This window comes from Mesorhizobium sp. CA4 (assembly GCF_020165075.1).
In the GTDB taxonomy this organism is placed as follows: Bacteria; Pseudomonadota; Alphaproteobacteria; order Rhizobiales; family Rhizobiaceae; genus Mesorhizobium.
The window spans coordinates 34,194-47,342 of the sequence record NZ_JAIUHK010000025.1 but is presented as its reverse complement, the minus strand read 5'-3'; the positions used below and the strand labels follow the sequence as shown (position 1 = coordinate 47,342).

The window sequence follows — 13,149 nt, the reverse complement described above, 5'->3', positions numbered from 1 at the left end:
CGGGCAAAAAAGCCCGCCGGAACGACCCGGCGGGCGCGACAGGAGGAAGTTTCCGGCCGGATGTCAGGCGGCGAGCACGGCCTTCGGCTCGACCATTTCGTAACCGAGCGCCTCGGCGACGGCGCGGTTGGTGATCTTGCCCTTGTGGACATTGAGGCCGTTGCGCAGGTGGTGGTCGTCGACCAGCGCCTTGAGGCCCTTGTCGGCGAGTTGCAGGCCATAGTGCAGCGTCGCGTTGTTGAGCGCATGCGCCGAAGTGACCGGCACGGCGCCGGGCATGTTTGCGACGCAATAATGGATCACGCCGTCGACCTCATAGGTCGGATCGGCGTGGGTCGTGGCATGCGAGGTCTCGAAGCAGCCGCCCTGGTCGATCGCGACGTCGACCAGCACAGAGCCCTTCTTCATGCCGGAAAGCATTTCGCGGGTCACCAGTTTGGGCGCAGCGGCGCCCGGAATCAGCACGGCGCCGATGACGACGTCGGCCGAGAAGCATTCTTCTTCCAGCGCTTCGACGGTCGAGTAGCGGGTATGGACGCGGCCGCCGAAAATGTCGTCGAGCTGGCGAAGGCGCGGGATCGAACGGTCGATGATGGTGACGTCGGCGCCGAGGCCGGCAGCCATCTTGGCCGCGTGCAGACCGACGACGCCGCCGCCGAGCACGGTGACCTTGCCGGGCAGCACGCCGGGCACACCGCCGAGCAGCACGCCGCGGCCGCCATTAGCCTTCTGCAGCGCCGTCGCGCCGGCCTGGATCGACAGGCGGCCGGCGACTTCCGACATCGGCGCGAGCAGCGGCAGGCCGCCGCGATCGTCGGTCACGGTCTCATAGGCAATCGCGGTGACGCCCGAAGCGAGAAGACCTTTGGTCTGCTCCGGATCCGGAGCCAAATGGAGATAGGTGTAGAGGATCTGGCCGTCGCGCAGTTGGACCCATTCGTTGGGCTGCGGCTCCTTGACCTTGACGATCATGTCCGACTTGGCGAACACGTCGGCGGCCGTCTTGGCGATGGTGGCGCCGGCAGCGCGATAGGCGTTGTCGTCGGCACCGATGCCGGCGCCAGCACCGGTCTCGACCAGCACTTCGTGGCCATGCGCGACATATTCGCGGACCGAGCCGGGCGTCATGCCGACGCGGTATTCATGGTTCTTGATTTCCTTGGGGCAGCCGACACGCATCTTTCTTCTCCTGTCCGCGCCTTTTCAAGAGGCGCTCTCCCTGTCACTCGCGCATGCCATCGGCTCCGAACGCGGAGGTGGACACGCAGTAATGGCAGTCAATCACGAATCGTTCCGTATGTGTTTGCGAATGCACTTGCAGCAATGGTCGCTCTTCGATAGTCGTTGCGTAAAACGGCTGAAAATTCGCAGGAACCACGAAAAATGCGGCTCGACAGGATTGATATCGCCATTCTAGAGACTTTGCAGAAGGATGGCCGGATCCCCAATGCGGCGCTTGCCGAGAAGGTCGGCCTTTCCCAATCGGCTTGTTCGCGCAGGCTCGACAATCTGGAGAAGTCCGGAACCATCCGCGGCTACCACGCGCGGCTGTCCAATTCCGCGCTCGGCCACCAGATGACGGCGATCGTGCACATATCGCTGTCGGGCCAATTCGAGAAGACGTTGTCGGATTTCGAGGCAGCGATCAAGCGCTGCCCGAATGTGCTCTCCTGCCATTTGATGTCGGGCGAATACGACTACATCCTTCGCATCGCGGCGAAAGATCTTGTCGACTATGAGCGCATCCACAAAGAATGGCTGTCGGCCATGCCGCACGTGACCAAGATCAATTCGTCCTTCGCGCTGCGTGAGATCGTCGATCGCACGGCGGTTGGGTTGCGGCCCGAGATGGCTTAGGCGCTGGCCTCCGTCACCACAGTCGTCATCGGAATGTCGTGCGGCTGCGGGTAGATGGTCGCGATGCGCTGCAATTCGTAGCCGACGCCGATGACCAGCGGCCTGAACGGCATCGCGGCCAGCGTGCGGTCGTAGAAGCCGCCGCCATAGCCCAGTCGATATCTGCCGGGATCGATGCCGACGATCGGCGAGATCACGATGTCGGGCAGCACCGGATCCCCTTCGGCCGGGATCGGAATGTTCCAGACGCCTTTTTCCAGCCGGTCGCCCGGTCTATAGGCGCGAAAGACCAGCGGCTGTCCCTTCTCGATGACGACAGGGAGCGCAGTGCGGCCGCCGCGCTCGTTGATCGACGCCATCCAGCCGCGCAGATCCGGCTCGCCGCGAAACGGCCAATAGAGGCTGACCATCCGGCCGTCTATGTCGCCGATCAGCGCGTCAATGCCTTCCGCGATGCGGGCCGACATGGCGGCGCGTGCGTCGGCTGAAATGGCGAGGCGGGCATTGATAAGCCGCTCGCGCTCGGCCTTGCGCCATCGCCTGACATCCGTCCAGTCGGAGAGCGGCTCCCGATATTGCGGGTCGAGTTCATGCATGAAGCAGGGCGGCGATGCGTATTGGGCCGGCCCGTCGTCGCGATTATCAGCCATGATAGGGTCCTTGTAATGCTGTCTCACGCTATACCTGTGGCGGGGCGCGCTCCATGTGCATTCACGACGCCACGCGACGACTCTGGGGCATGTTTCCTGCCCGGCAAGATGTTGTTGCAGTGCACAAAAATACTTACATCTCGGTGTGGTAGCTTTACGTCGCGAGGTGGATGAGATGAGCGAAGCCAAGCATCATGTCGTGGTCGTTGGCGCCGGGTTCGGCGGGCTCGAACTTACCCGCGCATTGTCTGGCGCCCCGGTGCGCATCACCATGATCGACAAGCGCAATCACCACCTTTTCCAACCGCTGCTTTACCAGGTGGCGACGACGTCGCTGGCGACCTCGGAGGTTGCCTGGCCGATCCGTCATCTGCTGCGCAGGCGCAAGGACGTGACGACGCTTCTCGGCAATGTCACCGGCATCGATCGCGCCGCCAAGCGCGTGCTGCTCGAGGACGGCAGCTCGATCCCCTACGACACGCTGGTGCTCGCCACCGGCGCGCGCCACGCCTATTTCGGCCATGACGAATGGGAGCCGTTTGCGCCGGGTCTGAAAACGCTTGAGGATGCCACGACGATCCGGCGCCGTATCCTGCTCGCCTTCGAGCAGGCCGAGCGCGAAACCGATCCGGCCAGGCGTCAGGCGCTGCTGACGCTGGTCATTGTCGGCGGCGGGCCGACCGGCGTCGAGCTCGCCGGCACCATTGTCGAGCTTGCAAATGACACGTTGCGCGGCGAGTTCCGCAATATCGACACGCGGCAGGCGCGCGTCGTGCTGATCGAAGCCGGCGACCGGATCCTGGCCAATTTCGCGCCGCAGCTTTCCGACTATGCCCGCAAGGCGCTGGAACGACTGGGCGTCACCGTCGAGCTCGGGCGCCCCGTCACCAACCTCGATGCCGAAGGCGTCGTCTTCGGCGACAAGCGCCTGCCGGCAAGGACGATTATCTGGGCGGCCGGCGTCGCCGCTTCGCCGGCTGCCGAATGGCTGGGAGCGCCGGCCGATCGGGCGGGCAGGGTGATCGTCCAACCGGACCTCACCGTGCCTGGCAATCCCGACATTTTCGTCATCGGCGACACCGCGCATGTGCTGCGGCCGGATGGGAAGCCGGTGCCGGGTGTGGCGCCTTCCGCCAAGCAGGAGGGCAAACATGTCGCCGCGACGATCAAGGCGCGGCTTGCCGGCGACACGACGACGCGTCCTTTCCAGTACCGGCATGCCGGCGACCTGGCGACGATCGGCAAGCGCGCCGCCGCCATCGATTTCGGCTGGATCAAGCTCACCGGCTGGCTCGCCTGGTGGCTCTGGGGCATAGCGCACATCTATTTCCTGATCGACTTCCGCAACCGCCTCGCGGTCTCGCTTAGCTGGCTATGGATTTATCTTACCGGCCAGCGCAGCGCGCGGCTGATCACGCAGGGCGACGACGACAAGAGTTGATTCCCTGGCCGTCGCCTGCCGGCAGAGGAGATGCCTGATGGCCGATCGCGGTTTCATTTCGTCGCCTCACGAGCGTGACTTCGCGCTCATGGGCGCAGGCGCTGCTGGCCGAAAGCCAGGCAAAGGCGGTGAACTGGAAAAACTGCCGTCGCTCCCCCCTCTGGTTCCGCACTTCCACACGCGATAGTTTTAGACATGCGTTATGTGATCGTCATCGCCGCCATCGCCTTCTTTCTGATCTGGGATGGCCTCTACAACCACGGCCACTACCTCGATGTGACCGTGCGGGAAATGTCGCGCATCGCGCGCCTCGTTACGGGGTGAGGCCTTGACCGCTTACGCGCTTCGGGCGCGACATCGTGCCGGTTGACGCCCAGGCCTCGCTCCCACAAAAACGCCGCTGAATCGAAGCTTAGGGAGGCTGGCTTGATCCGGCACATCGTTTTCTTCAGCGTGCGGCGCAAGGAAGATGTCGAGGCTGTGCGCTCGGGCCTGCTGGCGCTCGGCAAGATTCCGCACTCCAAGCATTTTGAGGTGACGCTCAACACCAAGGTCGATCTGTTCTCCAACGCGATCGACGTGGTCGTCTATGCCGAGTTCGAGGACGAGGCGGCCCTTGCCGCATACAAGGCGCATCCGATTTACGCGGATACGACCAACAAGGTGAAGCCGCTGCGCGAACTGCGCTATTCTGCGGATGTTGTGGCCGCCGCCTGAGCCGGCAAAGCCGCGGCCAACGGTTCGGTGCACTTGAACCGCCCGCCGGAATGGGGCACACCGCGCCGGCATGATCGAAAGCTCCGCCCATCCGCTCGACCATCTCGTGCTGCCGACACCGAGTCTCGATGCCGTCCGGTCGCGTCTGACCTCGCTCGGCTTTGTCGTCGCGCCCACAGGCATCCATCCCTTCGGAACGGAAAATGCTTGCGTCTTTTTCGCCGACGGGACCTATCTCGAGCCGTTGGCGGTAGGAGATGCGCAGTCGACGGAACAGGCGATTGCGGCCGGTAATGTCTTCGTAGCGCGCGACCGCCTTTATCGCCAATGGCTGGGCGAGGAGGGCTTTTCCGCCGTCGTGCTCGGAACCGGCAATGCCGATGCCGACCATAGGCGCTTCGTCGAAGCCGGCCTGTCGGCCGGCGACATGCTGGGCTTTTCACGTGCCTTCACCGATACGAACGGAAAGAGCGATACGGCGTCCTTCAAGCTGGCCTTCGCGGCCGACAAGGAGGCGAGGGACGCCCTCCTCTTCGCCTGCGAGCGCGTGAACCCGCCGAAGATCGATCGCACGGCGCTCCAGGCGCATGCCAATGGCGTAACCGGCATCGTCGAAGTAATCGCCGTCAGCGACGCGCCGCCCGCGCAGATCGGACTGATCGCGATCGCCGCAGGCGCGCAGGCGGACGGGTTGGAGGCCGAAGGCGATGCGGTGCGGTTGCCGAACGCAATCCTGCGTGTCCTCACGCACGAGAGCTACGAACGGCACTTTGGTCTGGCGGCCAAACCCTCGCCGCATTTGCGGTTTCAGGCGGTCGTTTTCTCGATCCGCGACAAAGCTTCAGTTGCGCACGCGCTTGCGGCCGGGGCCACCGATCACAACATGAGCGGCGGTGATATCGTCGTTCCACCCGCGCTCGGGCAGGGCGCCGCCTTCATCTTCCGGGAGATCCCATGAGCAAGCCCCTGGCGCCCAATTCATCGGTAACCGTCGGCAAGGTCGTCTTCGCCAACAATGCGCCGCTGTCGCTGATCGCCGGCCCGTGCCAGCTTGAATCGCGCCAGCACGCTTTCGACATGGCCGGCGCGCTGAAGGAACTGACGGAACGGCTGGGAATCGGCCTCGTCTACAAGACCAGCTACGACAAGGCCAACCGCACCTCGCTATCGGCGACGCGCGGCGCGGGGCTCGATGCGGCGATGCCGATCTTCGACGATCTGCGCAAGGCGTTCTCGCTGCCGGTGCTGACCGACGTCCACACCGAGGAGCAATGCGCGATCGTAGCGCCCCATGTCGATGTCCTGCAGATCCCGGCCTTCCTGTCGCGCCAGACCGACATGCTGGTCGCCGCGGCGAGGACCGGCAAGGTCATCAATGTGAAGAAGGGCCAGTTCCTCGCGCCCTGGGACATGAAGAATGTCGTCGCCAAGATCACCGGCTCCGGCAACCCGAATGTGCTCACCACCGAGCGCGGCGTCTCGTTCGGCTATAACACGCTGGTTTCGGACATGCGAGCGCTGCCGGTCATGGCCGAAATCGGCGCCCCGGTGATCTTCGACGCGACCCATTCCGTGCAGCAGCCGGGCGGGCAGGGCGGCTCCTCCGGCGGCGAACGGCGCTTCGTCGCGACGCTCGCGCGCGCGGCCGTTGCCGTGGGCGTGGCGGGTGTCTTCATCGAAACCCATCAGGACCCCGACAATTCGACATCCTCCGACGGTCCGAACATGGTCCCGTTGAAGGACATGCCGGCGCTGCTGGAAAAGCTCATAGCCTTCGACCGGATCGCCAAAGGGCACTGATTCCGGCGACGGATCTCGAACTTGCGCCGGCTTGTGGGGAGCTAGCGCTACCTCACGGAAGGCTGAGCAAATCATCGGGAACCTTAGCGCGCTCCTCTCATTGTCAGTGCATGCATTCAACGAGAGGAGCACCATCATGACCACCCCGTCCGGGCATACCGAAGCCATTGCCGCCTCGCGCGTCATCGGCACGTCTGTCTACAACACTGAAGGCCAGAGTATCGGCAGCATCGAGGACGTGATGCTGGACAAGATGTCGAACGGCATCATGTTCGCCGTGATCGGTTTCGGCGGCTTCCTTGGCATGGGCGAGAAGTACCACGCTATTCCGTGGGCGACGCTCGACTATGACGAGGACAAAGGCGGCTACGTCGTGCCGTTCACCAAGGAGCAGCTCCAGGCTGCGCCCGCCTATTCGATCGAGGAGCTGACCGGCGCCGACGGCGAAGCCGCCCGCGATGCTTCATTCCAGTATTACCATGTGAAGCCCTATTGGCATTGATCGCACGATCGGCAAGCTGGAAATCGAAAGGCCCCCGACACAAAGCCGGGGGCCTTTGACGTTTAACTACTCCGCTGCGTTGAGAGTCGATAGCTCTGCCGAACTCTGTTGGGGTTTCCGATCGTCGCAGGACGTCAGGAACGCCGCCGCGATCAGAAACAAACTCACGATACCGCTCAACTGGGACATGGCGAAACTCCTCCTGTTTCGCCCCGCGCGAACGCGACCATAGATGAGAAGGCCACGCAATGCGCATGACTTATGATGACAGAAATTTGCGCTTCGTGAATCCGGCCCGCGGCAATAATTGCGGCGGCGCCGATTGCCTTTTGCGCCGCTTTGGCTAAGAGGGGCGCGACGCTTCAATCGATCAATCGGGGACATCGCAAATGACCGCCATCATCGACATTGTCGGGCGTGAAATCCTGGACAGCCGTGGCAATCCGACCGTGGAGGTCGACGTGGTGCTGGAAGACGGCTCCATGGGCCGTGCCGCGGTGCCCTCGGGCGCATCGACCGGCGCGCATGAAGCGGTCGAACTGCGCGATGGCGGACCACGCTATCTCGGCAAGGGCGTTCAGCGCGCCGTCGAAGCGGTGAACGGCGAGCTGTTCGAGGCGATCGGCGGTATGGAAGCCGAGAACCAGATCCATATCGACCAGACGATGATCGAGCTCGACGGCACGCCGAACAAGAGCCGCCTCGGCGCCAACGCCATCCTGGGCGTCTCGCTGGCGGTCGCCAAGGCCGCGGCCGAGGCCGCCGGCCTGCCGCTCTACCGCTATGTCGGCGGCACCAAGGCGCACATCTTGCCGGTGCCGATGATGAACATCATCAATGGCGGCGCGCATGCCGACAACCCGATCGACTTCCAGGAGTTCATGATCCTGCCCATCGGCGCGCCGACGCTGCGCGACGGCGTGCGCTGGGGCTCGGAGATTTTCCACACGCTGCGCAAGAAGCTCAAGGACGCCGGCCACAACACCAATGTCGGCGACGAGGGCGGCTTCGCCCCCAACCTGAAGAGCGCGCCGGCGGCGCTCGATTTCATCATGGAATCGATTGAGAAGGCCGGCTTCAAGCCAGGCGAGGATGTTGCGCTCGGCCTCGACTGCGCGGCGACCGAGTTCTTCAGGGACGGCAACTACGTCTATGAAGGCGAGAAGAAGACCCGCGATCCGAAGGCGCAGGCCAAGTATCTCGCCAAGCTGGCTGCCGACTATCCGATCATTACCATCGAGGACGGCCTTGCCGAGGACGACTGGGAAGGCTGGAAGATCCTGACCGACCTGATCGGCAACAAGACCCAACTCGTCGGCGACGACCTCTTCGTCACCAACACGGCGCGGCTGCGCGACGGCATCCGCATGGGCGTCGGCAATTCCATCCTGGTCAAGGTCAACCAGATCGGCTCGCTGACCGAGACGCTCGACGCGGTCGAGACCGCGCACAAGGCCGGCTACACCGCCGTCATGTCTCACCGCTCCGGCGAAACCGAGGATTCGACCATTGCCGACCTCGCCGTCGCCACCAATTGCGGGCAGATCAAGACCGGCTCCCTGTCGCGTTCGGACCGCATGGCCAAATACAACCAGCTCATCCGCATCGAGGAAGAGCTCGGAAAACAGGCGCGCTACGCCGGCAAATCGGTGGTCAAGGGCTGATCCGGCCCGTTCGAACAGTCTGAAAAAGGGCGGGTCATTCCCGCCCTTTTTCGTTTCCGGCGATCCTGCAATGGCGTCCGTAACCGTCCATTAAGCACAATCGGGCGAAATACGACTCATGGTCGCTTGCGTTCGCGGCCGCGAGGGTTCGGGTCATGTGGACACGTCAGCACAAGCAAAGAAACACCGGCAGGCTGATCATCCCTTCGCTTTGCGTGCTCTTTCTGGCCTATTTCGGCTTCCATGCCTATCACGGCGAGTTCGGCATCTACTCCAAATACCGGCTCGAGGCCCGAGCTGTCGAACTGCAGACCCAGCTTGATGCCGTGAAGGCGCGCCGGATCGACTTCGAGCGCCGTGTCCAGTTGATGCACGAAGGCACGCTGGAGAAGGACATGCTTGACGAGCAGGCCCGAAAGGCGCTCAATCTGTCCCATCCCGACGAAATCACCATCATGCTGCCCGCTCCGACAAAATAACCGAATTTCGGTTAATCGCTCTTATTTGCAATGATTCTAATCGCTTAGATGCATGTCAGCCATGCATTTTTCAGCATGGCGCAATGCATCCTTGCATGTTAGCCTCGCGCAAATCGGTGGGGAGGCGATCGATCTCCCTGAATGTCCGCAAAGAGACGCCAACAGGGAGTGACGCATGGCCACCGCCGCCAAAAAAGCGCCCGCCAAATCCAGATCCGACAAACAGCCCAATCTGTCAGCACCCAAGCCCGCTGATTTCACCAAGGATGAAGAGCTTTCCGCCTACCGGCATATGCTCTTGATCCGCCGCTTCGAGGAGAAGGCCGGCCAGCTCTACGGCATGGGCTTCATCGGCGGCTTCTGCCATCTCTACATCGGCCAAGAGGCCGTCGTCACCGGCATGAAAATGGCGCTGGTCGAAGGCGACCAGATGATCACCGCCTATCGCGACCACGGCCATATGCTGGCGATGGAACTGTCGCCGCGCGGCGTCATGGCCGAGCTCACCGGCCGCCGCGGCGGCCTGTCGAAAGGCAAGGGCGGCTCCATGCACATGTTCTCCAAGGAGAAGCATTTCTATGGCGGCCACGGCATTGTCGGCGCGCAGGTGTCGCTCGGCACCGGTCTCGCCTTCGCCAACCGCTACCGTGACAACAAGAACGTCGCCCTGACCTATTTCGGTGACGGCGCCGCCAACCAGGGCCAGGTCTATGAAAGCTTCAACATGGCCTCGTTGTGGAAGCTGCCGGTGATCTACATCATCGAGAACAACCGCTACGCCATGGGCACGTCCGTGTCGCGCTCGTCGGCCGAGACCGACTTCTCCAACCGCGGCGCCTCCTTCAAGATCCCAGGCATCCAGGTCGACGGCATGGATGTTCGCGCCGTAAAGGCCGCAGGCGATCTCGCTACCGAATGGTGCCGTGCCGGCAACGGCCCGCTGATCCTCGAGATGCAGACCTACCGCTATCGCGGTCATTCGATGTCCGACCCCGCCAAATACCGCTCCAAGGAGGAAGTGCAGAAGATGCGCTCCGAGCACGACCCGATCGAGCAGGTGCGGGTGCGGCTGCTCGACAAGAAGTGGGCAAGCGAGGACGAGCTCAAAGCCGTTGACAAGGATGTCCGCGACATCGTCGCCGACGCCGCCGAATTCGCCCAGAACGACGCCGAGCCGGATCCGTCCGAGCTTTGGACCGACATCGTACTCTAAGGAGAGGGCAAGGACATGCCGATCGAAATTCTCATGCCCGCGCTCTCGCCGACGATGGAAGAGGGCAATCTTTCCAAATGGCTGAAGAGCGAAGGCGACAAGGTAGTCGCCGGCGATGTCATCGCTGAGATCGAGACCGACAAGGCGACGATGGAAGTCGAAGCCGTCGACGAAGGCACGCTCGCCAAGATCGTGGTTCCCGCCGGCACCGAAGGCGTCAAGGTCAACGCGGTCATTGCCGTGCTCGCCGTCGACGGCGAGGACGTTGACAAGGCAGGCGAAGGCATCGGCGAAGAAGAACCCGCCAGGGCTGAAAAAGCCGCACCGGCGCCGGCCCCTACCACAGCTAAGAGCCAGGCTGCGGCTCCCGTGGCCGCCGCGCCGAAGACGGAGATCGCGGCGGATCCGGATATTCCCGCCGGCACCGAGATGGTTTCGACCACGGTGCGCGAAGCGCTGCGTGACGCAATGGCCGAGGAAATGCGCCGCGACGGCGACGTCTTCGTCATGGGCGAGGAGGTCGCCGAGTACCAGGGCGCTTACAAGATCACGCAAGGCCTGCTGCAGGAATTCGGGCCGCGACGGGTCGTCGACACGCCGATCACCGAGCACGGCTTTGCCGGCGTCGGCGTCGGCGCCGCGATGGCGGGGCTTAAGCCGATCGTCGAATTCATGACGTTCAACTTCGCCATGCAGGCGATCGACCAGATCATCAACTCGGCCGCCAAGACGCTCTATATGTCCGGCGGCCAGATGGGCGCGCCGATCGTCTTCCGTGGCCCGAACGGAGCCGCGGCCCGCGTCGCCGCCCAGCACTCGCAGTGCTATGCCGCCTGGTACAGCCATATTCCCGGCCTGAAAGTGGTGATGCCCTATACGGCCGCCGACGCCAAGGGCCTGCTCAAAGCGGCGATCCGCGATCCGAACCCGGTCATCTTCCTGGAGAACGAGATCCTCTACGGCCATTCCTTCGATGTGCCGAAACTCGACGACTTCGTGCTGCCGATCGGCAAAGCGCGCATACATAAGCAGGGCAAGGATGTGACGATCGTCTCGTTCGGCATCGGCATGACCTATGCGGTCAAGGCGGAGGCCGAGCTGCACGGCATGGGCATCGATGCCGAGATCATCGATCTCAGAACCATCCGGCCGCTCGACTTCGACACGATCATCGCTTCGGTGAAGAAAACCAACCGTCTCGTGGTGGTGGAAGAAGGTTTTCCGCAAAACTCGGTCGGCGATCACATCGCCAACCAGGTCTCGCAGCGCGCCTTCGACTTCCTCGATGCGCCGGTGATCACCATCGCCGGCAAGGATGTGCCGATGCCTTACGCGGCGAATCTCGAGAAGCTGGCGCTGCCGAACGTCGGTGAAGTCGTCGAGGCCGTCAAAGCCGTTACCTATCGCTGAGCCGGTCGGGAGGACATCATGCCAATCAACATCACCATGCCGGCGCTCTCGCCCACGATGGAAGAGGGCAATCTTTCCAAGTGGCTGGTCAAGGAAGGCGACAAGGTTTCGCCGGGCGATGTGATCGCCGAGATCGAGACCGACAAGGCGACGATGGAGGTCGAAGCCGTCGATGAAGGCACGGTCGCCAAGCTGGTCGTTCCGGCCGGCACCGAGGGCGTCAAGGTCAACGCGCTGATCGCCATCCTGGCCGGCGAGGGCGAGGATGTCGGCGCCGCGGCCAAGGGCGGCGGCGATGCCGCGCCCAAGGCTGAAGTTCCCAAAGCGGAAGCCCCGAAGCCTGAAGCGGCCAAGGAAGCGCCGAAAGCGGCAGCCGCTGCGGCGCCCGCGCCGGCGAAGGCCGAGCCTGCTCCCGTCGCCAACGGCCACGCCGCCGGCGATCGCGTCTTCGCATCGCCGCTGGCCCGCCGCATCGCCAAGGATGCCGGCGTCGATGTGACGGCATTGACCGGTTCCGGCCCGCATGGCCGCGTGGTGAAGGTCGATGTCGAGGCGGCGATCGCTTCCGGCGGCGTTCCAGCTGCGAAGGCGCCCGCCGGCGCTCCGTCCGCTCCGGCGCCTGCACCCAAGCCGATGTCGGACGACCAGGTGCTGAAGCTGTTCGCCGAAGGCTCCTACGAGCTCGTGCCGCACGACAATATGCGCAAGACCATCGCGCGCCGCCTGGTCGAGGCGAAGTCCACCATCCCGCATTTCTATTTGACGCTGGACTGCGAGCTCGATGCGCTGCTTGCGTTGCGCACGCAGCTCAATGCCGCGGCACCGATGAGGAAGACCGAGAAGGGCGAGGTTCCAGCCTACAAGCTCTCGGTCAACGACATGGTGATCAAGGCCATGGCCATGGCGCTGATGGCGGTGCCGGATGCCAATGCCTCCTGGACAGAGAACGCCATGGTCAAGCACAAGCACGCCGATGTCGGCGTCGCCGTCTCGATCCCCGGCGGCCTGATCACGCCGATCATTCGGCATGCGGATGAAAAGACGCTGTCGGTCATCTCCAACGAGATGAAAGACCTGGCAAGCCGCGCCAGGAGCCGCAAGCTGAAGCCGGAAGAATATCAGGGCGGCACGACGGCGGTGTCCAATCTCGGCATGTTCGGCATCAAGGACTTCGCTGCCGTCATCAACCCGCCGCATGCGACAATTTTGGCGGTCGGCGCCGGCGAGGAGCGGGCGGTGGTGAAGAAGGGCGAGATCAGAATAGCCACCGTGATGTCGGTGACCTTATCGACCGACCATCGCGCCGTCGACGGCGCGCTTGGCGCGGAACTGCTCGGCGCCTTCAAACGCTTGATCGAAAATCCGATGGGCATGCTGGTGTAGGAAGGAAAAGGCGGTGCGGAAATTCTTCACCAG

14 protein-coding genes are annotated in these 13,149 nt (G+C 63.4%); 12 read left to right on the top strand and 2 right to left on the bottom strand.

The features are described 5' to 3' along the window. Positions 1 to 63: 63 nt before the first annotated feature. Positions 64 to 1,179 (bottom strand): alanine dehydrogenase, encoded by a 1,116-nt coding sequence (gene ald, locus LB528_RS20175; RefSeq protein ID WP_201409952.1) that lies wholly within the window; start codon positions 1,177 to 1,179, stop codon positions 64 to 66. A 204-nt stretch (positions 1,180 to 1,383) separates the two neighbouring features. Here ald and LB528_RS20170 point away from each other — a divergent pair, with 204 nt between their 5' ends. Next, positions 1,384 to 1,857, top strand: coding sequence for an Lrp/AsnC family transcriptional regulator (locus LB528_RS20170; RefSeq protein WP_040982960.1), 474 nt, complete (start codon positions 1,384 to 1,386; stop codon positions 1,855 to 1,857). On the opposite strand, the gene LB528_RS20165 is transcribed toward LB528_RS20170, so the two are convergent. Further along, on the bottom strand, positions 1,854 to 2,507 hold the full coding sequence (locus tag LB528_RS20165) for a 5-formyltetrahydrofolate cyclo-ligase (protein WP_224716058.1): 654 nt from the start codon (positions 2,505 to 2,507) through the stop codon (positions 1,854 to 1,856). The genes LB528_RS20170 and LB528_RS20165 overlap by 4 nt on opposite strands. A 175-nt stretch (positions 2,508 to 2,682) precedes the next feature. On the opposite strand from LB528_RS20165, the gene LB528_RS20160 reads away from it, so the two are divergent. The 11 genes from LB528_RS20160 (at position 2,683) to LB528_RS20115 (ending at position 13,116) form a co-directional block, all read left to right on the top strand. Beyond that, positions 2,683 to 3,948, top strand: a complete 1,266-nt coding sequence (locus tag LB528_RS20160) for an NAD(P)/FAD-dependent oxidoreductase (RefSeq protein ID WP_224716057.1) — start codon at positions 2,683 to 2,685, stop codon at positions 3,946 to 3,948. Positions 3,949 to 4,143: 195 nt separating this feature from the next. Further along, on the top strand, positions 4,144 to 4,272 hold the full coding sequence (locus LB528_RS30270) for a hypothetical protein (RefSeq protein WP_263483876.1): 129 nt from the start codon (positions 4,144 to 4,146) through the stop codon (positions 4,270 to 4,272). Positions 4,273 to 4,374: 102 nt separating this feature from the next. After that, the gene (locus LB528_RS20155; protein WP_224509890.1) at positions 4,375 to 4,665 is read left to right on the top strand and encodes a Dabb family protein; all 291 of its coding nucleotides are present in this window, start codon (positions 4,375 to 4,377) and stop codon (positions 4,663 to 4,665) included. A 70-nt stretch (positions 4,666 to 4,735) separates the two neighbouring features. Next, the gene (locus LB528_RS20150; protein WP_224716056.1) at positions 4,736 to 5,623 is read left to right on the top strand and encodes a VOC family protein; all 888 of its coding nucleotides are present in this window, start codon (positions 4,736 to 4,738) and stop codon (positions 5,621 to 5,623) included. Then, a complete protein-coding gene (gene kdsA / locus LB528_RS20145; protein WP_224716055.1) occupies positions 5,620 to 6,465 on the top strand; it encodes a 3-deoxy-8-phosphooctulonate synthase in 846 nt (281 codons plus the stop codon). Before LB528_RS20150 ends, kdsA begins: the two co-directional genes overlap by 4 nt. 136 nt (positions 6,466 to 6,601) lie before the next feature. Continuing rightward, positions 6,602 to 6,967: a PRC-barrel domain-containing protein gene (locus LB528_RS20140; protein WP_224509899.1), complete on the top strand. Its 366-nt coding sequence runs from the start codon at positions 6,602 to 6,604 to the stop codon at positions 6,965 to 6,967. 389 nt (positions 6,968 to 7,356) lie between these two features. Beyond that, the gene (gene eno / locus LB528_RS20135; RefSeq protein ID WP_224716054.1) at positions 7,357 to 8,631 is read left to right on the top strand and encodes a phosphopyruvate hydratase; all 1,275 of its coding nucleotides are present in this window, start codon (positions 7,357 to 7,359) and stop codon (positions 8,629 to 8,631) included. Between the two features lie 155 nt (positions 8,632 to 8,786). Continuing rightward, positions 8,787 to 9,110 (top strand): FtsB family cell division protein, encoded by a 324-nt coding sequence (locus LB528_RS20130; protein WP_224716053.1) that lies wholly within the window; start codon positions 8,787 to 8,789, stop codon positions 9,108 to 9,110. Between the two features lie 175 nt (positions 9,111 to 9,285). Next, a complete protein-coding gene (gene pdhA / locus LB528_RS20125) occupies positions 9,286 to 10,323 on the top strand; it encodes a pyruvate dehydrogenase (acetyl-transferring) E1 component subunit alpha (RefSeq protein ID WP_224716052.1) in 1,038 nt (345 codons plus the stop codon). A gap of 15 nt (positions 10,324 to 10,338) precedes the next feature. Beyond that, positions 10,339 to 11,733: a pyruvate dehydrogenase complex E1 component subunit beta gene (locus LB528_RS20120; protein ID WP_224716051.1), complete on the top strand. Its 1,395-nt coding sequence runs from the start codon at positions 10,339 to 10,341 to the stop codon at positions 11,731 to 11,733. Positions 11,734 to 11,751: 18 nt separating this feature from the next. Beyond that, on the top strand, positions 11,752 to 13,116 hold the full coding sequence (locus LB528_RS20115; protein ID WP_224509914.1) for a pyruvate dehydrogenase complex dihydrolipoamide acetyltransferase: 1,365 nt from the start codon (positions 11,752 to 11,754) through the stop codon (positions 13,114 to 13,116). The last annotated feature ends 33 nt before the right edge of the window (positions 13,117 to 13,149 follow it).

Bases quoted from the DNA above. Each gene is read 5' to 3' on its own strand.
- ald (WP_201409952.1), bottom strand. From the start codon at position 1,179: ATGCGTGTCGGCTGCCCCAAGGAAATCAAGAACCATGAATACCGCGTC.
- LB528_RS20170 (WP_040982960.1), top strand. From the start codon at position 1,384: ATGCGGCTCGACAGGATTGATATCGCCATTCTAGAGACTTTGCAGAAG.
- LB528_RS20165 (WP_224716058.1), bottom strand. From the start codon at position 2,507: ATGGCTGATAATCGCGACGACGGGCCGGCCCAATACGCATCGCCGCCC.
- LB528_RS20160 (WP_224716057.1), top strand. From the start codon at position 2,683: ATGAGCGAAGCCAAGCATCATGTCGTGGTCGTTGGCGCCGGGTTCGGC.
- LB528_RS30270 (WP_263483876.1), top strand. From the start codon at position 4,144: ATGCGTTATGTGATCGTCATCGCCGCCATCGCCTTCTTTCTGATCTGG.
- LB528_RS20150 (WP_224716056.1), top strand. From the start codon at position 4,736: ATGATCGAAAGCTCCGCCCATCCGCTCGACCATCTCGTGCTGCCGACA.
- kdsA (WP_224716055.1), top strand. From the start codon at position 5,620: ATGAGCAAGCCCCTGGCGCCCAATTCATCGGTAACCGTCGGCAAGGTC.
- LB528_RS20140 (WP_224509899.1), top strand. From the start codon at position 6,602: ATGACCACCCCGTCCGGGCATACCGAAGCCATTGCCGCCTCGCGCGTC.
- eno (WP_224716054.1), top strand. From the start codon at position 7,357: ATGACCGCCATCATCGACATTGTCGGGCGTGAAATCCTGGACAGCCGT.
- LB528_RS20130 (WP_224716053.1), top strand. From the start codon at position 8,787: ATGTGGACACGTCAGCACAAGCAAAGAAACACCGGCAGGCTGATCATC.
- pdhA (WP_224716052.1), top strand. From the start codon at position 9,286: ATGGCCACCGCCGCCAAAAAAGCGCCCGCCAAATCCAGATCCGACAAA.
- LB528_RS20120 (WP_224716051.1), top strand. From the start codon at position 10,339: ATGCCGATCGAAATTCTCATGCCCGCGCTCTCGCCGACGATGGAAGAG.
- LB528_RS20115 (WP_224509914.1), top strand. From the start codon at position 11,752: ATGCCAATCAACATCACCATGCCGGCGCTCTCGCCCACGATGGAAGAG.